The 16721-nt window shown below is 69.0% G+C and carries 16 protein-coding genes; 10 read left to right on the top strand and 6 right to left on the bottom strand.

Annotation, left to right across the window (positions count from 1 at the left end; translation table 11 throughout):
• Positions 1-14: 14 nt before the first annotated feature.
• The 3 genes from gloB to fabI all read left to right on the top strand — a co-directional run bounded on the left by gloB (position 15) and on the right by fabI (position 3166).
• A complete protein-coding gene (gene gloB / locus ADE01S_RS08370) occupies positions 15-836 on the top strand; it encodes a hydroxyacylglutathione hydrolase (protein WP_062681223.1) in 822 nt (273 codons plus the stop codon).
• Positions 837-843: 7 nt separating this feature from the next.
• A complete protein-coding gene (locus ADE01S_RS08365; RefSeq protein ID WP_062681222.1) occupies positions 844-2259 on the top strand; it encodes a transglycosylase SLT domain-containing protein in 1416 nt (471 codons plus the stop codon).
• Between the two features lie 121 nt (positions 2260-2380).
• Entirely contained in the window at positions 2381-3166 is a 786-nt protein-coding gene (fabI, locus tag ADE01S_RS08360; RefSeq protein WP_062681221.1) for an enoyl-ACP reductase FabI, read from the top strand.
• A 50-nt stretch (positions 3167-3216) separates the two neighbouring features.
• On the opposite strand, the gene ADE01S_RS08355 is transcribed toward fabI, so the two are convergent.
• A complete protein-coding gene (locus tag ADE01S_RS08355) occupies positions 3217-3615 on the bottom strand; it encodes an OsmC family protein (protein WP_062681220.1) in 399 nt (132 codons plus the stop codon).
• Positions 3616-3798: 183 nt separating this feature from the next.
• On the opposite strand from ADE01S_RS08355, the gene ADE01S_RS08350 reads away from it, so the two are divergent.
• Entirely contained in the window at positions 3799-4479 is a 681-nt protein-coding gene (locus ADE01S_RS08350) for a tellurite resistance TerB family protein (protein WP_062681219.1), read from the top strand.
• A gap of 13 nt (positions 4480-4492) precedes the next feature.
• Here ADE01S_RS08350 and ADE01S_RS08345 read toward each other — a convergent pair whose 3' ends face one another.
• The 3 genes from ADE01S_RS08345 to ADE01S_RS08335 form a co-directional block, all read right to left on the bottom strand.
• Positions 4493-5479, bottom strand: a complete 987-nt coding sequence (locus ADE01S_RS08345) for a tripartite tricarboxylate transporter substrate binding protein (RefSeq protein WP_062681218.1) — start codon at positions 5477-5479, stop codon at positions 4493-4495.
• A 22-nt stretch (positions 5480-5501) separates the two neighbouring features.
• The gene (gene nadC / locus ADE01S_RS08340; protein WP_062681217.1) at positions 5502-6386 is read right to left on the bottom strand and encodes a carboxylating nicotinate-nucleotide diphosphorylase; all 885 of its coding nucleotides are present in this window, start codon (positions 6384-6386) and stop codon (positions 5502-5504) included.
• An 82-nt stretch (positions 6387-6468) separates the two neighbouring features.
• Entirely contained in the window at positions 6469-7401 is a 933-nt protein-coding gene (locus ADE01S_RS08335; protein ID WP_062681216.1) for an NUDIX hydrolase, read from the bottom strand.
• 199 nt (positions 7402-7600) lie between these two features.
• Here ADE01S_RS08335 and ADE01S_RS08330 point away from each other — a divergent pair, with 199 nt between their 5' ends.
• Positions 7601-7831 carry a hypothetical protein gene (locus tag ADE01S_RS08330; protein WP_062681215.1) on the top strand — a complete coding sequence of 77 codons (231 nt, stop codon included), beginning with the start codon at positions 7601-7603 and terminating at the stop codon, positions 7829-7831.
• Between the two features lie 9 nt (positions 7832-7840).
• Here the strand turns inward: ADE01S_RS08330 and ADE01S_RS08325 are convergent, their stop codons facing one another.
• Positions 7841-8176, bottom strand: coding sequence for an STAS domain-containing protein (locus ADE01S_RS08325; protein WP_062681214.1), 336 nt, complete (start codon positions 8174-8176; stop codon positions 7841-7843).
• Positions 8177-8340: 164 nt separating this feature from the next.
• Between ADE01S_RS08325 and ADE01S_RS08320 the strand changes: the two genes are divergently transcribed.
• Together ADE01S_RS08320 and alr are read left to right on the top strand one after the other, a co-directional pair.
• Entirely contained in the window at positions 8341-8772 is a 432-nt protein-coding gene (locus tag ADE01S_RS08320; RefSeq protein WP_062681213.1) for an ATP-binding protein, read from the top strand.
• Between the two features lie 150 nt (positions 8773-8922).
• On the top strand, positions 8923-10077 hold the full coding sequence (gene alr / locus ADE01S_RS08315) for an alanine racemase (RefSeq protein ID WP_062681212.1): 1155 nt from the start codon (positions 8923-8925) through the stop codon (positions 10075-10077).
• A gap of 29 nt (positions 10078-10106) precedes the next feature.
• Here the strand turns inward: alr and ADE01S_RS08310 are convergent, their stop codons facing one another.
• Entirely contained in the window at positions 10107-12575 is a 2469-nt protein-coding gene (locus tag ADE01S_RS08310) for an MFS transporter (protein WP_062681211.1), read from the bottom strand.
• A gap of 112 nt (positions 12576-12687) precedes the next feature.
• On the opposite strand from ADE01S_RS08310, the gene ADE01S_RS08305 reads away from it, so the two are divergent.
• The 3 genes from ADE01S_RS08305 (at position 12688) to ADE01S_RS08295 (ending at position 16563) form a co-directional block, all read left to right on the top strand.
• Positions 12688-14691 (top strand): SpoIIE family protein phosphatase, encoded by a 2004-nt coding sequence (locus tag ADE01S_RS08305; RefSeq protein WP_062681210.1) that lies wholly within the window; start codon positions 12688-12690, stop codon positions 14689-14691.
• Positions 14688-15845 (top strand): ABC transporter substrate-binding protein, encoded by a 1158-nt coding sequence (locus ADE01S_RS08300; RefSeq protein WP_062681209.1) that lies wholly within the window; start codon positions 14688-14690, stop codon positions 15843-15845. The genes ADE01S_RS08305 and ADE01S_RS08300 overlap by 4 nt, the downstream gene beginning before the upstream one ends.
• Before the next feature lie 145 nt (positions 15846-15990).
• A complete protein-coding gene (locus ADE01S_RS08295; RefSeq protein WP_062681208.1) occupies positions 15991-16563 on the top strand; it encodes a BspR family type III secretion system anti-sigma factor in 573 nt (190 codons plus the stop codon).
• Positions 16564-16721 lie beyond the last annotated feature (158 nt).

The raw sequence follows: 16721 nt of genomic DNA, 5'->3' as shown, positions 1-16721 counted from the left end.
TTCCTTCGAATCCCATGCAAGCCTTGACCGCCCATTCAGGCGGCCGCGAGCGCAACGCCGCGGTCTTGCCGCTACCCGCCTTCACCGACAACTACATCTGGGCGATCGTCCGCGACGGCCAGGCCGCCGTGGTCGACCCCGGCGAAGCCGGCCCCGTGCTGCGATTGCTGGAGCAGCAAGGCCTGAGGCTGCGCGCCATTCTACTCACGCACCATCATGGCGACCACGTCGGCGGCGTATCCGAATTGTCCCGCATCGAGGGCATTACCGTATACGGTCCGGCGCGCGAACGGCTGCCGCGCTGCGACGTGCCGCTGGCCGAGGGAGACCGCGTGTCGATCCCCGAACTGGACCTGGACTTGCGCGTGCTGGACGTGCCCGGCCACACCGCCGGCCACATCGCCTACACCGGCCGCGCCGCCGGCCTTGAACCCGTTTTGTTCTGCGGCGACACCTTGTTTGCGGGCGGCTGTGGCCGGCTTTTTGAAGGCACTCCCGCGCAAATGCTTGATTCCTTGGAAAAATTTTCTGTTTTACCGCCGGATACACAGGTTTTTTGCGCGCACGAGTACACTCTAGCGAACTTGCGCTGGGCGTCGGCAGTCGAACCGGCCAACCGCAACCTGCAACAATGGCTTCAGCGGGCCCGGCAATTACGAGCAGAAGGCCTACCCACGCTTCCATCGACCATCGGTCAGGAACGCGCGACGAATCCGTTTTTGCGCACGCAACAAACCGAGGTCGTCCGCGCGGCAGAACGCTGGGCCGGCCACACCCAAGCTACGCCGGTCGAGGTATTTGCCTCCCTTCGTGAATGGAAGAACGAATTCAAGTGACAGCCCGATGAATCTATCCCGACTCCTTCTGCCGCTCATGCTGGCAGTCCTCGCCGGTTGCGCAGGAACCAAATCCCCCGACAAAAACCTCACTACCAATTCCCAAGGGCGCTACATCGCCCGGGACACGTCCAGAACGGTAGACCTCACCAACCCGCCTGCCGACGCCTGGGACCGCATCCGCCGCGGTTTCGCCATCCCCAACCTGAACACCGACCTCTCGCAGCAGTGGACCGACTATTACGCGTCCCACCCCGAGTCGGTGCAGCGCATGGCGGAACGGGCCGGCAAGTACCTGTATTTCATCGTCGACGAGATCAACCGCCGCGGCCTGCCGACGGAACTGGCGCTGCTGCCCTTCGTCGAAAGCGCCTACAACCCCACCGCGCTGTCGCGCGCGCAGGCCTCGGGCCTGTGGCAGTTCGTGCCGGCCACGGGCCAGCACTTCAACCTCAAGCAGGATTGGTGGCGCGACGAGCGCCGCGACCCCATCGCCTCGACCAACGCGGCGCTGGACTACCTCGAAAAGCTGTTTGAAATGCAGGGCGACTGGTACCTGGCCCTGGCGTCCTACAACTGGGGCGAGGGCTCGGTGCAGCGCGCCATGGCCAAGAACGAGGCGGCGGGCCAGGGCACGGACTACCTGTCCTTGAACATGCCCGATGAAACCCGCAACTACGTGCCCAAGCTGCAGGCCATCAAGAACATCATCGCCGACCCGCAGCGCTATGCGGTGGCGCTGCCCCCGGTGGGCAACACGCCCTACTTCGTGACGGTGCAGAAGAACAGCGACATCGACCTGGAAATCGCCGCCAAGCTGGCCGAAATGCCGCTGGACGAGTTCAAGGCGCTCAATCCCTCGTTCAACCGCCCGGTCATCCGCGGCGACCACGGTCCCACCCTGCTGCTTCCGGCCGACCGCGTCGAAATCTTCAACGCCAACCTGACCAACTACAAGGGTGACCTCAGCGCCTGGAAGATCTACCATTCGCGCCGCGGCGAGTCCTACGCCTCGATCGCCAAGCGTTTCGGCGTGACCGAAGGCCGGCTGCGCGAAATCAACGACATCGGCTCGCGCCAGAAATCCGCTTCCGGCCAATCCCTGCTGGTGCCCGGCGAAGCCGGCACCGGCGGCGTGCAACTGGCCTCCCTGGCGCCGCCGGTCGGCGCGCTGGAGTCGGCGCCGTCCACCGACAAGGCGCCCGCGGCGCGCGGCCGCGCCGCGCAGGCCCCGGCCGCCCGCGTCGCCAGCGCCCGCCCGAACGTCCGCACCCACAAGGTCCGCCAGGGCGATACCCTGTTCTCGCTGGCCAAGCAGTACGGCACCTCGGTAGACGCCCTGCGTGCCCTGAACAACATCAAGGGCAGCGCCCTCAAGGTCGGCACCCCGCTGCGGGTCCCGGGCACCAACGCCCGCGGCTGACCCAAGGCGAACGCCAAAAGGGCGCACCCGCGATGGGCGCGCCCTTTTTCATCGATGTCGCGGAGCCGCCGAACTCCTTAAAATAGGCGGTCTCCAGAAGGAAAAAACAAAGGATAGATATATGGGCTTTCTCGCCGGCAAGCGCATCCTGGTCACCGGGGTGCTTTCCAACCGCTCCATCGCCTACGGCATCGCGCGCGCCTGTCACCAACAGGGCGCGGAACTGGCGTTCACCTACGTGGGCGACCGCTTCAAGGACCGCGTGGGCGAATTCGCGGCCGAATTCGGCAGCAACATCGTGCTGCCCTGCGACGTGGCCGAAGACAGCCAGATCGACGCCGCCTTCGCCGAGCTCGGCCAGCACTGGGACGGCCTGGACGGCCTGGTGCACTCCATCGGTTTCGCCCCGCGCGAAGCCATCGCCGGCAACTTCCTGGACGGGCTGTCGCGCGAAGCCTTCCGCGTCGCGCACGACATCTCCGCCTACAGCTTCCCGGCCATGGCCAAGGCCGCGCTGCCGCTGATGGAAGGCCGCAACGGCTCGGTGCTGACGCTGACCTACCTGGGCGCCGAGCGCGTGGTCCCGAACTACAACACGATGGGCCTGGCCAAGGCCTCGCTGGAAGCCAGCGTGCGCTACCTGGCCACGGCGCTGGGCCCGCGCGGCATCCGCGCCAACGGCATTTCCGCCGGCCCGATCAAGACGCTCGCCGCCAGCGGCATCAAGGACTTCACCGCCATCCTGAAGTTCGTGGAAGCCCAGGCCCCCCTGCGCCGCAACGTCACCATCGAAGACGTGGGCAACGTCGCCGCCTTCATGCTGTCTGACCTGGCCGCCGGCGTGACGGGCGAAATCACCCACGTGGACGCCGGCTTCTCCACCGTCGTCCCGGGCATGGAAGACTGATCCCCCCGGGGGGGGCGGCGCGCAACGCCCCGCCCGCCGCGTCCGGCCGCTCAGGCCGGGCGCACCACCACGGTGGACACCTGCACGTCCACCGCGGTCATCAGCTTGTGGACCGGGCACTTCTCGGCCACCGCCAGCAGTTCGTCGATCTGCGCGTCGGACAGCTCGCCATGCAGCGTCAGCTTGGCCGTCAGCCGGTAGACGCCCTTGCGCTCTTCGCTGGCGTCGCGCACCACCTCCACCCCCACCGATTCCAGCGGCAGGCCCTTGCGCTGCGAATAAACCATCAGCGTCATCGCCTTGCAGCCGCCCAGCGCGGTGTCGAAATAATCATGCGGATCGGGGCCTTCGCCCTGCGGCTGCGGCATCGCCAGCGGCAACTCGTGGCCCTCGGCCACGGCGGTGAATTGCAGGGTATTGGGCGCATTCTGGCGCACGCGGATGCTCATGAATCGGATCTCCTTGGTGAGGCGCTGACGGATGGCCGCGAGGGCGGCCCCAACCCACGTTGTAGCACCTGCCGGCGCACGTTTCGGCTTCCCGCCCGGCCCGCCTGACGAAAAGCTGAACTTCCTGGCCCGCCGGCGGTCGGATATTCCTATCCGCAATACCGAACATTTATAGGGGGCCGCATGAGCGCCAGACAACTTCTCGATCAATTGCTGCAGTCCGGGCAAGGCCTGCTGTCGGACACCACCAATCGCGTGCAGAACGCCACCGGCGGCAAGGGTTCGTCCTTCCTCACCGGATTGGGCGGCGGCGCCTTGGGCGCGGGCGCCCTCGGGCTGCTGCTGGGCAGCAAGAAGGCCCGCAAGATCGGCGGCAAGGTCGCCATGTATGGCGGCATGGCGGCGCTGGGCGCCCTGGCCTACCGCGCCTATGGCGACTGGCAACGCAACCAGGCCGGCGCTCCCGCCGCGCCGCCCCAGACGCTGGATCGCCTGCCCGCGCCGGAAGCCGAACAGCACAGCACCGCCGTGCTCACCGCCATGATCGGCGCGGCCAAGGCCGACGGCCATATCGGCCCCGAAGAACGCGCCCTGCTCGAAACCGAACTGTCCAAGCTGTCCTCGGACGCCCAGGACCGCCGCTGGCTGGAAACCGAACTGTCGCGGCCGCTGGATCCGGCCGCGGTGGCGCAGTCCGCCCGCACGCCGGAGATGGCCGCCGAGATGTACCTCGCCAGCCTGCTGGTGGTGGACGAGGAAAGCTATATGGAGCGCGCCTACCTGGACGAACTGGCCCGCCAGCTCAAGCTGCAGCCCGGTCTGAAGGAACAGCTGGAGCAGCACGCCCGCGCCGCCGCGGCCTGAAGCCGCGGCCGGCCTAGTCGGCGCGCAAGCCGATCGCCGCCGTCAGGGCCCCGTAGCGGCCCATGTCCGCGGCGATCATTTCCTGGAACCCGCGGGGCGTGCTGCTTGCCGGCGTAAAGCCCTGCTCGCGCAGCGAGGCCTGCACGTCCGGGCGCTGCACGATTTTCGCCACCGCCGCATTCAGCCTGGCCACCACCGCCGGCGGCGTGGCCGCGGGCGCCAGCAGCCCGTGCCACTGGTCCAGCGCATACCCGGCCACCCCTTGCTCGGCGACCGTCGGCACCGCCGGCAGCAGCGGCGAACGCGCCGGCGACGTAACGGCCAGGGCGCGCAGCTTGCCCGCCGCGATCAGCGGCGCCGCGCTGGACGCCGTCACCACGCCCATGTCCACCTGCCCGGCCGTGACGTCCGTCAACGCCGGACCGCAGCCCTTGTACGGCACGTGCTGCAGCGAGACGCCCGCGGCGCGCGCCAGCATCTCGCCCGCCAGGTGCTGCGGCGTGCCGTTGCCGCAGGACGCGAACGGCAGGGGCTTGCCTGCCCGCGCCGCGGCCAGCGCGTCTTCCAGGCCATGCAGGCCTGAACCGGCCGGCACCACGAACACCGACGGCACGAAGGCCACGTTGATGACCGCCGTGAAGTCCTGGGCGGGCGAAAAGCCCGGATTGCGATAGACGCCGGGATTGATGGCGAACGAGCTGTTCACCATCAGCAGCGTATAGCCGTCGGGCGGCGACTCGGCCACGACGCGCGCGCCGATGTTGCCGCTGGCGCCCGGGCGGTTCTCGACCACCACGGGCTGGCCCAGCTGCTCCTGCAGGCTGGCGCCGATGCGGCGCGCCAGCAGGTCGGTGCCGCCGCCGGGCGGGAACGTCACCACGATGGTGATCGGATGGGTCGGATAGGCAGCGTCCGCGGACGGTTCACCGGACGGCGGATTGCCGCAGGCGGCCAGCGACAGCAGGGCCAGCGGAAAGATGGATCGAAGCAGGCGTTTCATGTTGCGAAGCGGCGGCGGGTACTCAGGCATCCAGGCCGATATCGAGCACCTTGGCGCTGTGCGTGATCCAGCCCACGGCGATCTGGTCGACGCCGGTGGCGGCCACCGCCGCGGCGGTTTCGGGCGTGATGCGGCCCGAGGCTTCGGTGATGGCGCGGCCCCGCGCCATTTCGACGGCGCGGCGCAGGTCGTCCAGGCTCATGTTGTCCAGCAGCACCACGTCCACGCCCAGCGACAGGGCCGTTTCCAGCTGTTCCAGCGTGTCGACTTCCAGCTCGATCTTCACCATGTGGCCGATGCCGGCCCGGGCGCGCTCGACCGCGATGGCGACGCCGCCCGCCAGGGCGATGTGGTTGTCCTTGATCAGCACCGCATCGTCCAGGCCGTGGCGGTGATTGCTGCCCCCGCCCACGCGGACGGCGTACTTCTGCACGGCGCGCAGGCCCGGCATGGTCTTGCGCGTGCAGGTGACGCGGGCGCCGTAGCCCGCGATGGCGCGCGCGATGGAGGCCGTGGCGCTGGCCACGCCGCTCAGGTGGCAGAGGAAGTTCAGGGCCACGCGCTCGGCGGTCAGCATGGCGCGGGCATTGCCGCGTATGCGGGCGATTTCCGTGCCCGGGCGCAGGTCCGCGCCGTCGCGCTGCGACACGACGAATTCGATGCCCGGGTCCATGGCGCGAAACGCCAGGCGCGCCAGGTCCAGCCCGGCCAGCACGCCCTCCTGGCGAGCCACGAGCCGCGTTTCGGCGACGGCGTCGGCGGGCACGATGGCATCGGTGGTCAGGTCGCCGGCGCGACCCAGGTCTTCCAGCAAGGCCGCGCGCACCAGCGGCTCCAGCATGACTTCCGGCAAGGGGGGGACGGCCAGTCGGGAGGCGGTCGATGACGCTGCGGCTTTAATGCTCATTTTGAGTATTTAGAGAGTAAAAAAAGGCGCGCAACGATTGCGCACCATTTATGCTAAGAGCGAGCATAAGGCTTGTCAAGCCTCACATTGCGCGGGACAGGGGCAATTTGCTGCCGGCGATGGCGCGTTCGAGCAGCACGTCGCGGCGGAACCGGAACAGCTTCGCCGGCCGGCCGGCCGTGCCGGTGGCCATCTCGCCGGTTTCTTCCACCAGCGCCTGCTGCTCGATCAGGCGGCGGAAATTCTGCTTGTGCAGGCCGCGCCCCGCCAATGCCTCGACCGCCAGCTGCAATTGCAACAGGGTGAACTGCTCGGGCATCAATTCGAACACCACCGGGCGGTACTTGATCTTGGCCCGCAGGCGCGCGATGCCGGTGGCCAGGATGCGGCGATGGTCGTGGCGCATGGGCTCGCCGGGCACGGCGGCGCCGTTGCCCCGGCCGCGCCGCGCGGCCTCGGGCACCAGCCCCGCCTCGAACAGCAATTCGTAGCGCTGCAGCACCATGTCCTCGTTCCAGGACGCGCCTTCCAGCCCGAAGGTGATGGCGGCGCGCTGGTGGCGGCGCCTGCGCACGGCCGCCTCCGTACTGTCTTCGCACCAGGCCGCCAGCCGCGGCACGATCAGCTCCTCGACCAGCGCGGGCGTGCCGGCGCGGCGATCTTCCCACGGAAAGTAGCGGTACCAGTCCTGCCAGCCGACCTGCGCCACGCCGGTTTCGCCCGCCTCGCGCGTCAGCCCCAGGTAGCTCACCGACATGACGCGCGCGCCCGACTCGTCGGAGCGGTCGCCGTCCGCGAAGGTGTAGAGCTGCTCGACGTAGCCCAGCGGATGATGGGTCTGCGCTTCGACCCAGGCGCGCAGGCCTGCCTGCAACGAACGGTGCGAGAGTTCGAAGGGGCCCGCGGGCAAGGCGCGCGCGTCTTCGGTCGTCAGCACGCGCGGCTCGCCGTTGGTGACGGCGACGAGCACGGCAACGAGTTCTGCATGGACGGAGCGTTCGACGGATTCGGTCAAGGTAGGCGTATGGAAAATGTGAACAGCGGGCGCCTTGCCGCAAAGCCGCGAGGCGCCCGAAATTATAAGGTTGGGGGCCTGCAACAGCCCCTTGCAAACGTGACAGAACAGGCCGCCACCGCGGCGCCGCGCCGTCCTAAGATGAAGTTGGAATCAGGCGCGTCGCCATCCTGGGACGCCCGCAAGCGGAGCAATCATCATGTTGAAAACTGCCCCAGATCCCAACGCCGCCAAGGCCGACGTCGCTGAAAAGCCCGTGCCTCCCGATCCGCGCAAAGGCACCGAAGTGATGCCGATGCCCGACCAGAGCAGCACGCTCGTCGCGGGCATGCCCCGCCGCGGCCGCGCCATCGCGGAGCCGGGCGAACCCGGCGTCATCACGCCCGAAGACGACGTGCTCGACACATCCTACGAAAACCGCAAGGGCTGAGCCCGCGCGTCAGGCAACCTTCGCCACCGCGTCGTCGCGCGTGTCCACCACGGTCAGGATGGCGAGAAAGCCGCTGATGTCGAACACTTCGCGCACATGCGGCTGCAGGGCGCACAGCACCAGCGCGCCGGCGCCCTGCTTCAGGCGTTTTGCCAAGACCAGCACGACGCGCAGCCCCGCGCTGGAGATGTAGTTCAGGTTGGACAGATCCAGCACGAAGCGGGTTTCGCCTTTTTCGACGTGGGACAGCAGGTCGGACTCGATGCCCGCCGCGTTGGCGCTGTTGATCTGGCCTTCGGGCGAGACGACCAGGACTTCTCCGATTTTTTCTATTGCGAGATTCATAGCGGTTCCCGAAAAGTGGCCGGCGCCGGGCGCCTGCGCAAGAGGACGGCGGCGCGATGGCGAGATGATACGCGAGCCCGCGCACTCTCTCACACCCTGTTCGCCGCGCGGGGCTATCGTGCATACTTGCGCCTGCACGTGCTCCACTGAACGCAAGGCGACTCATGCCCCCTCAGCCCGATACGCTGGACCTCGTTCCCGACCAGAACGCCGTTGCCGCCGCGCTGCAATGGCTCGAAGGAATTGCCGAGCGCGACGCATGGCCGCCCAAGCTGGGCTTCGGACTGTCGCTGAGCCTGGACGAGGCGCTGACCAATATCGTGGACTACGCCTTCGACGATCCCGCCGCCGCGGGATCGCCGCCCGCGGTCACCTTGCTGTGCCGCCGGGACGACACCGGGATCGCGCTGGAAATCACCGACAACGGCCGCCCCCACGATCCCACCAAGACGCCCCCGCCCGACCTGGCCGCCACGCTGGACGAGGCCGAGATCGGCGGCCACGGCTTGCGGCTCATGCGGCATTACCTGCATGACCTGCGCTATGCGCGCAGCGGCGACCGCAATCGGCTGACGCTGGTCGCGCGCGCCGAGTAAGGCGGATCGCGCGCGGCGCAAGGCGCTCCGCGGGGCCGATCGAACCACGCTATCGGTTTCCGTTCCCGATAGGCAGAAAGTACCGAACGAAACGGGCCCAACTGTCACTCATGCAAGGACTGCGCGCCGGTTGCGCGACGCTTTGCATTGATGCCGCCCGTGAACGCCCCCTATCACCCGCAAGGACTGACCGCACGCCCCCTGCACGCCCGCATCGACGCGGACGCCGTGCGCCACAACCTGGCTCGGCTGCGCGCCGCGTTGCCGGCCGGCGATGGCGCGCCCCGGCTCTGGGCGACGGTGAAGGCGGACGCCTACGGGCACGGCGTGGCGCGCATCCTGCCCGCGCTGCGCGCGGCCGACGGGTTGGCGGTGCTGCATCTGACCGAAGCGCGCGCGTGCCGCAGCATGGGCTGGGACGGCCCCATCCTGGTCTACGGCGGCCTCTACTCGCCGGCCGACGCGCTGCTGCTGGATTCGCCCCGCCTGCACCTGGTCATCACGCACGCCGCCCAGCTCGATTGGCTGACGCAGGCTCCGCTCGCGCAGCGGCCGGCCGTCTGGCTGCGCTATGCCGGCGACATCCATCACACCGGCTTCTGCGCCGAGGACTACGGCTGCGCGTTCGAGGCGGCGCGCGCCCTCGCACGGCGCGGCGTCATCGGCGAGATCGGCCACCTGAACCACTATGCCCGCGCGGATGAAGAAGACGGCATCGACGCCGCCGACGCCGCGTTCCGCACGGTGATCGCGAGCTTGCCCGGCCCCGTGTCCACCAGCAATTCGGCCGCGCTGCTGCTGCATGGCGCGCGCGCCGCCGGCACGCAATGGGTGCGCCCCGGGCTGGCGCTGTATGGCGCCAGCCCATTCGCCGATCGCAGCGCCGCGCAACTGAATCTGCGGCCCGCGATGTCGCTGCACTCGCAGATCGTGGGCATACAGCGCGTGCCCGCCGGCGCGGGCGTGGGCTACAGCGGCGCGTTCCTCGCGCCCGTCGCCACGACGGTGGGCATCGTCACCTGCGGCTATGCCGACGGCTATCCGCGCCACGCGCCCACCGGCACGCCGGTCATCGTCGATGGCGTGCGCACGCGGCTGCTGGGCCGCGTCTCGATGGACATGATGGCCGTCGACCTCGCGCCGGTTCCGCGCGCCTGCATCGGCGCGCCCGTCACGCTATGGGGCGCGTCGGGCCTGGCGGTGGAGGAAGTGGCGGCCTCGGCGGGCACCATCGCGGCCGAGCTGCTCACCGGCCTGAGCGCGCGCGTGCCGGTGCAGCTGGCCGGCCGGGACCCCGGGCCTTGAACGGCGACCGCGCCCGGCGCGGCACGCCCTCAGGCAGCGCCATCCCTGGGCCTGGCCGGAGCCAGCACCAGGAACAGCAGCGTGGCGCACAGGTAGATGATGCCCGTGGCCGCCAATCCCGCGCCCATGCCGGCCGCGCCGAACATGGCGCCCACCACCAGCGGCCCGGCCATCTGGCCGAGCTTGTCGGCGGCGCGCATGACGCTGGTGGCGCCGGCAGCGCCATAGCGCTGCACGTCCGGCAGCGCCAGCATGTAGGGCGACTGCGATGCGCCGGCGAAGCAGCTGGCCAGCGCCAGCAGCAGCACGGCCGCCGCCGCGGCCAGCAGGCCGCTGTTGAAGTACAGGCCCAGCATGCCCACGCTGCCGATCAGGCCGCCCAGCACGATCCAGCTTTTCTTGATGCGGCTGCGATCCACCACGCGGCCCATCAGCGGCCCGACGTAGATCACGCAAAGGCCATAGATCATCAGCACGCGCCCGATGCTGGACGCGGCCACGCCCTCGGCTTCCAGGTACAGCGGAAGCGCGAACGACAGCAGGCCCACCTGCGCGATCGAAAACGGGATGACGCTGCCCAGCAGCAGCAGGCCGAAATCGCGCGTGCACAACAGCCGCAAGGTGTCGGACAAGCGAGCACGCGTGCGCGCGGCGGCTTGCGCCACCTGCTTGCGTCCGCGGTCCATGTACGGCCGCATCAGCACCAGCACGCCGGCCAGCGGCAGCACCAGCATCGCGGCGCCCACGCCGAACACGGCGCGAAAGCCCGTCTGCTCCATCAGCATCGCGCCCACCGCGGCGCCCGACAGATGGCCCGCGAACAGGCCGGCGATCACGCCGGTCATGTTGCGGCCGCGGTACTGGGCGGGGCTGCGCGTGACGATGAAGCCCTGCAGCCCCATCCAGGTCAGGCCGTAGCCCAGGCCCACGAGGCCGCGCGCCGCGCTGAACATCAGCAGATCGCCGGCCAGCGCGCAGGCCAGCATGCCCGCGCACGACACCGCCAGCCCGGCCAGCACGGGCACCTGCCAACCCTTGCGGTCGGTCAGGCTGCCCGCGAGCAGCGAAGTCAGCAGCCCGCAGCCCATTTCGACGGAGATCGGCAAGGCCAGCAGAAGGTTGGCCGGCAGGTCCAGTCCGCCCGACGGCAGGCTGCGCGCATACAGCGGCAGGAAACCCAGCGGCAAGGCCCAGGCGAACAGGAAACCGAACATCACGGGACGCGCGATGCGGCCGACCTCGGACTCGTCATCGGGGCCCACGCGGCTGCCGTCGGGCAAGGTCGCGCGCGCGGCGAAGGCCCGGTTCATCAGCAGCGACAGCAGCAGCAACATCTCGATGGCGGCCACCAGCGCCACCGCCACGACGGTCACCGCGTCCAGCGCGCGGCTGCGCACGCCGGCCGCGATCACGTCGTCGGACAGCCGCAGCACCAGGTCGCCGCGCGCCCGCGGATCGGGATTCGAGGCGCCCAGCGGCAACACCAGCGTCAGGTCGTCGGACTGCGGGCGCGCCACCGGCAGCCCCGCCACCCCCAGCGCGCCTTTCGCGTCGGCGCGGCTCAGCACGCGCCCCTCGCCGTTTACCAGTTCGATCTGCGCCACGGCGGGAAAGGTCGCGGCCAGGCGCGAGAACGGCGCGTCCACGCCGCGCAGCCGGTCCAGCGTCAGGCCGTAGCCCAGCACGCGGTTCAGATCGCGCTGCAAACCTTCGGCGAGCAGGCCGACGTTGTTGCGCGTCACCTCCAGCCAGCCGCTGCGGAACGTGGAAATCGTGTAGGCCGCATAAACGCCTTGCGCCAACATCAGCGCCAGCAGGGGCACGACGAAGCGCGCCCTGCCGCCGGCGGCGAGCGAGGTCAGCGGCACCAGGTATTTGAAGACCGCGGCCAGACCCAGGCCGACCAACGCGGTCACGGCCAGCAGCACCTGCAGGTTCTCGACGATCAGGCTCCGGCTGGCCTCGCCGTCCTTGGCCGCCGACAGCACCACGGCGCCGACGACGCTTCCGCCCGCGCCGGCCAGCGGCACGGCCAGGGTCACGGTGCCGTCGGCCACCGACATGAGCGCGCCGGATGCGCGCCGCGTCGCGCGGTTGTCGCGGGCGGCGCCGGCATCGAGCGCCTGCGCGAGCGCGACGGCGCCGTCGGGCTGCGCGCCCTGTACGGCCAGCGTCTGCCCGTCGGCGCGCAACACCGCGGCGCCAAGCAGGTCGCGCGATCCGGCCACGCTGTCCAGCAGGCTGTCGCGCAGGCCGAAGTATTGCTCCAGCGGCTTGCCCAGTCGCAATCCGTTTTCGATGTTGCCCGCCGCGCGGCGGGCGATGACTTCCACGCGGTCGGCGGTGGTGTCGACCACCAGCCGGTTCAACGCGGACAGGCTCAGCGCGCCGATCAGCGCCTGCGCCAGCAACAGCACGGCCAGACAGGCCAGGGTGACTTCCAGTACCGGGCGGCGTCTCAGTCCCTCCAGCACGATTTGAATAGGCTCGCTACGCATGAGGCTGAAACACCGCAAAGTATTTACACACGGGCACCAATGGTATTTACAATTAATGCAAATTGCATCTTTTTTTACACCCTCATCGTCCTCCCCCACCGCCACCGCCTCCATGCCCGTCCGGTCGCTACGTAGCAAGATTTTTCTTCTGGTCGTAGCGCTCCTTCTCGCGGTGGCCGCGTTCGTGATGCTGACCTCGCAGCGCAACGTCACGCGCACGGTGATGAACAGCGAACGCCACGCCGTCAGCAACGTGATGGAACTGGTGCTGCGCGACGCCGAGGCCCGCTGGGCGGCGCTGCTCACGGACAAGATCACCACGGTGCGCAGCGGCCGCCGGCAGCTGATGCAGACGGGCACGGTGGTGGCTGCGGCGCTGAATTCCTACGCCGACATGGCCGATCGCGGCCTCATGACGCCGGGCGCGGCGCGCGGCATGGCGCGCGCCTGGATCAACCGCCTGAAGCTCGACGACCGGCGCTACGCCTTCGTCTACGACGCGGATTTCCAGGTCGTGGCCAGCGGCAACGCCGACATGATCGACCGCGATCTGTCGCAGCTGTCCGACTTCAAGAACCGTCCGCTCGCCCAGGCGCTGTACGAAGAAAGCCGGGCATCGGGATACGGCTTCGCCATCTATCGCTGGCCGCCCTCCGCGCAACGCGGCGACAGCGAAACGCGCTACGCGTACTTCGGCTATTTCCGGCCGTGGAACTGGGTCTTCGTCATCACCGACAGCGCCCAGGACGTCATCGATCAGATCCAGACGCGCCGCGAGCAGATGGAAAGCTCGGTGCGCGGCATGCTGGCCAAGCTGACGCTCGCGCAATCGGGCTTCATCTTCATCACCGCCGACGACGGCCGCATGGTGGTGCCGCTACCCGGACGGCAGGCGGGCCTGCTCGACGCCACCGACAGCAAGGGCGAGACGCTGCGCAGCCTGCTGGCCCGCCAGGGCGCGGACGGCGGGCTTCAAAGCCTGCGCTTCGACGGCGGAGGCGGCCCGTGGCAGATCGATAGCGCGCGGTTCGCGCCGCTGGGCTGGACCGTGGTGACGGCCGTGCCGGAAAGCGACCTGACCGCGCCGGCGCGCCAGCTGCTGAATCGCCAGGCCCTGATTTTCGTGGGCATGATGCTGGTGGCGCTGGTCTGCGCGTGGCTGGTGGCGGCGCGCGTCGTGCGCCCGCTCGAAACGCTCACGCACTATGCCCGCCTGCTGCCCGAGCAGGACCTGACCGCCGCGGCCAGCGTGCCCGCGAACATCGCCGCGCTGCCGGACAGGCACAAGGACGAGGTCGGCCGGCTGGCCGCCTCCTTCCTGTTCATGAACGACAAGCTGCGCGAGAACGTCGCCCGCCTGATGCGCGAAACCACCGCGCGCGAACGCTTCGAAAGCGAGCTCAACATCGCCCGCGCGATCCAGCTGGGGCTGCTGCCCGTGCCTCTGTCCAGCGCCACGCGCGAGCAAATCGACCTGAACGCCGTGATGCTGCCGGCCAAGGAAGTGGGCGGGGATCTGTACGACTACTTCACCTTGCCCGACGGGCGCCTGTGCCTGGCGATCGGCGACGTGTCCGACAAGGGCGTGCCGGCCGCGCTCTTCATGGCGGTGACCCGGACGCTCATCCGCGCCACGGCCGAAGACGAAACGGACCCGGCGCTGATGATGCAGAAGATCAACAACCGGCTGTCCGAAAACAACCCCAACATGATGTTCGTCACGCTGCTGCTGGGCGTGCTCGACCTGACCACCGGCGAACTGCAATGGGCCAACGCGGGCCACCTGCCGCCGGCGGTGATCGGCGCGGACGGCGTGGTGCGCCTGCTGGAAGGCCGCAGCGGCCCCGCCTGCGGCGTGCAGGAAGACCTGGAATACCGCGGCCTCTCCGCCGTGCTGGCGCCGGGTGAAATGCTGGTGGGCTATACCGACGGCATCACCGAGGCCGTCGATCCCCACAACGCCCAGTATGGCGATCCGCGCCTGCTGGCCGTCCTGTCCAATCCCCCCGTGCCTTCGGCCAAGCTGTCCAAGCGCCTGCTCGAAGACGTGCAGGCCTTCGCCGACGGCGCGGAACAATCCGATGACATCACCCTGATCGTGATCCGCCGCCCATGAAGAAATCGCTGCCCACCCTGATGCTGTGCCTGGCCTTGCTGGCGCCCGCCGCAAGCATGGCGCAGACGGCCGCGACGCCCGCCGCCCAAGTGTTCCCCACCAAGCCCGCCGCCAAGCCGGACGGCGCGAAATGGCGCATCGGCTACTTCGAAAGCGGCGACTACAGCGAATATCCCCGCACCCTGCGCGTCACGGTGGAGGGCCTGCAGAAGCTCGGCTGGCTGTCCCTGCCCGCGATGCCCGATGGCCTGAGCGGCCGGCAGATGTGGGAGTTCCTGGCCGACAACGCGCGCAGCGACACCCTGGAGTTCGTGCGCGACGCCTGGTGGCAGCCGGGCAACTTCGACGCGGCCCAGCGGCCCGCGGTGCGCGAGGCCATCAAGCAGCGTCTCTCGACCCGTCGCGATATCGACCTGATCATCGCCATGGGCACCTGGGCGGGCCAGGACATGGCCGCCATGGGCACGCCCGTGCCGACCATCGTGGCCTCCACCAGCGACGCCATCGGCGCCCGCATCACGCGCTCGGCCCAGGACAGCGGGCAAGACAACCTGCATGCGCGCGTCCAGCCCGAACGCTATCAGCGGCAGGTGCGCCTGTTCCACGAGATCGTGCCCTTCAAGCGGCTGGGGCTGGTCTACGAGGACAGCCCCGAGGGCCGTACCTACAGCGCCGTCGAGGCGGTCGAGCAGGTGGCGCGCGAGCAGCATTTCGAGGTGCTGACCTGCAACGCGCCGTCCAACGGCATTCCGCCCGAAGTCGCCACGCGCAACGCGATGGAGTGCTATGCCAAGCTCGCGCCGCAAGTGGACGCGGCCTACGTCACGGTGCACCGGGGCGTGACCCCGGCCTCCATCGACACCGTGGCCGAGATCCTGCGGCAGGCGCGCGTGCCCAGCTTCTCGATGCTGGGCTCCGAAGAGGTCAAGCATGGCTTGCTGCTCAGCCTGGCGCAGGCGGACTATTCCTACGTCGGCCTGTTCTACGCGGAAACCATGGCGCGCATCTTCAACGGCGCCAAGCCGCGCGACCTGTCGCAGGTCTGGATCGACCCGGCCAAGATCGCGCTGAACCTGGAAACGGCGCGCGTGATCGGCTTCGATCCGCCCGTGGACATCCTGCTGGCCGCCGACGAAGTGTACGAAGCGCAGTAACCCGGTGTTTCGGCCCGGCACGCGCAATGACATAAAATAAAGCGCAACGCGCGGCCGTGGAACTAAAGTAGACCTTGAGTTACTCACGCACAGGGTCGTAGGACCGCCACGGCCACGCATCGGACACGCCGGATTTCTTGGCTGCATGACAATTTCATCGGTTACCCCTTCGTCGCCATTTCCTTCCCTGGATGCCTTCGCCAAAGCGGCGGAAGGCGGCCAGGACGTCTACGTCGACATCGCCGGCGGCAGGCTGCAGGTGCTGGGCACCGGCACCACGCCCGGCGGCCGCAGCGTGGCCTGGGTGGCCCCGGATGTCGACACGGCCGCGATGTTCGCGCAGACGCTGGCGCACAGCTACGGCCAGGGCATCGCCAGCGCCGTCGCGCGCGAGCTGGGCCTGGAGCCCAGCCCCGGCAAGCCCTTGTCCGCGCGCACCGTGGCCGCCGCCATCGACATGGCCGAAACCTCCACCCACGCGCTGTCCGGCGTGGACTTCATGACGCGCCTGGCCACCTCGGCGGCCGGCAATACCCCCGCGTTCCAGCAGGCCTGCAAGGATGCCGGCGTGGCGCCCGCGAGCCTGGGCGCCGAGCGGCGGGCCGCGCTGGACCAGGCCATGGAAGCCCGCTTCGATCAGGCGGCGCGGTCGGGGCAGAGCCCCGTTCCCCTGGCAACCGCGGCGGGCTGGCTGCGCGAACTGCTCAAAACCGCCTGACCCGCGGCTGGCGGCAGCACCCCGCTCGCTTACTTGTTTTTACATATATGGCCGCATAAAGCCGGCTTTTGGCCCAATATTTCGATTTTGGAAATATTGTGACGGAGTTAAGCTGCGATAATTCGTTATCTCGGTAGTAACTTGTAGCTTAAGACACG

Source organism: Achromobacter denitrificans NBRC 15125, from assembly GCF_001571365.1.
Classification (GTDB): Bacteria; Pseudomonadota; Gammaproteobacteria; order Burkholderiales; family Burkholderiaceae_B; genus Achromobacter; species Achromobacter denitrificans.
Note: the sequence above shows the minus strand (reverse complement) of the source record. Positions and strands in the feature narration are given on the sequence as shown.

Coding starts and splice junctions, on each gene's coding strand:
- fabI (WP_062681221.1), top strand. CDS start 2,381: ATGGGCTTTCTCGCCGGCAAGCGCATCCTGGTCACCGGGGTGCTTTCC.
- ADE01S_RS08305 (WP_062681210.1), top strand. CDS start 12,688: ATGCCCGTCCGGTCGCTACGTAGCAAGATTTTTCTTCTGGTCGTAGCG.
- ADE01S_RS08365 (WP_062681222.1), top strand. CDS start 844: ATGAATCTATCCCGACTCCTTCTGCCGCTCATGCTGGCAGTCCTCGCC.
- gloB (WP_062681223.1), top strand. CDS start 15: ATGCAAGCCTTGACCGCCCATTCAGGCGGCCGCGAGCGCAACGCCGCG.
- ADE01S_RS08330 (WP_062681215.1), top strand. CDS start 7,601: ATGTTGAAAACTGCCCCAGATCCCAACGCCGCCAAGGCCGACGTCGCT.
- ADE01S_RS08345 (WP_062681218.1), bottom strand. CDS start 5,479: ATGAAACGCCTGCTTCGATCCATCTTTCCGCTGGCCCTGCTGTCGCTG.
- ADE01S_RS08300 (WP_062681209.1), top strand. CDS start 14,688: ATGAAGAAATCGCTGCCCACCCTGATGCTGTGCCTGGCCTTGCTGGCG.
- ADE01S_RS08295 (WP_062681208.1), top strand. CDS start 15,991: ATGACAATTTCATCGGTTACCCCTTCGTCGCCATTTCCTTCCCTGGAT.
- ADE01S_RS08350 (WP_062681219.1), top strand. CDS start 3,799: ATGAGCGCCAGACAACTTCTCGATCAATTGCTGCAGTCCGGGCAAGGC.
- ADE01S_RS08310 (WP_062681211.1), bottom strand. CDS start 12,575: ATGCGTAGCGAGCCTATTCAAATCGTGCTGGAGGGACTGAGACGCCGC.
- ADE01S_RS08355 (WP_062681220.1), bottom strand. CDS start 3,615: ATGAGCATCCGCGTGCGCCAGAATGCGCCCAATACCCTGCAATTCACC.
- nadC (WP_062681217.1), bottom strand. CDS start 6,386: ATGAGCATTAAAGCCGCAGCGTCATCGACCGCCTCCCGACTGGCCGTC.
- alr (WP_062681212.1), top strand. CDS start 8,923: ATGCCGCCCGTGAACGCCCCCTATCACCCGCAAGGACTGACCGCACGC.
- ADE01S_RS08325 (WP_062681214.1), bottom strand. CDS start 8,176: ATGAATCTCGCAATAGAAAAAATCGGAGAAGTCCTGGTCGTCTCGCCC.
- ADE01S_RS08320 (WP_062681213.1), top strand. CDS start 8,341: ATGCCCCCTCAGCCCGATACGCTGGACCTCGTTCCCGACCAGAACGCC.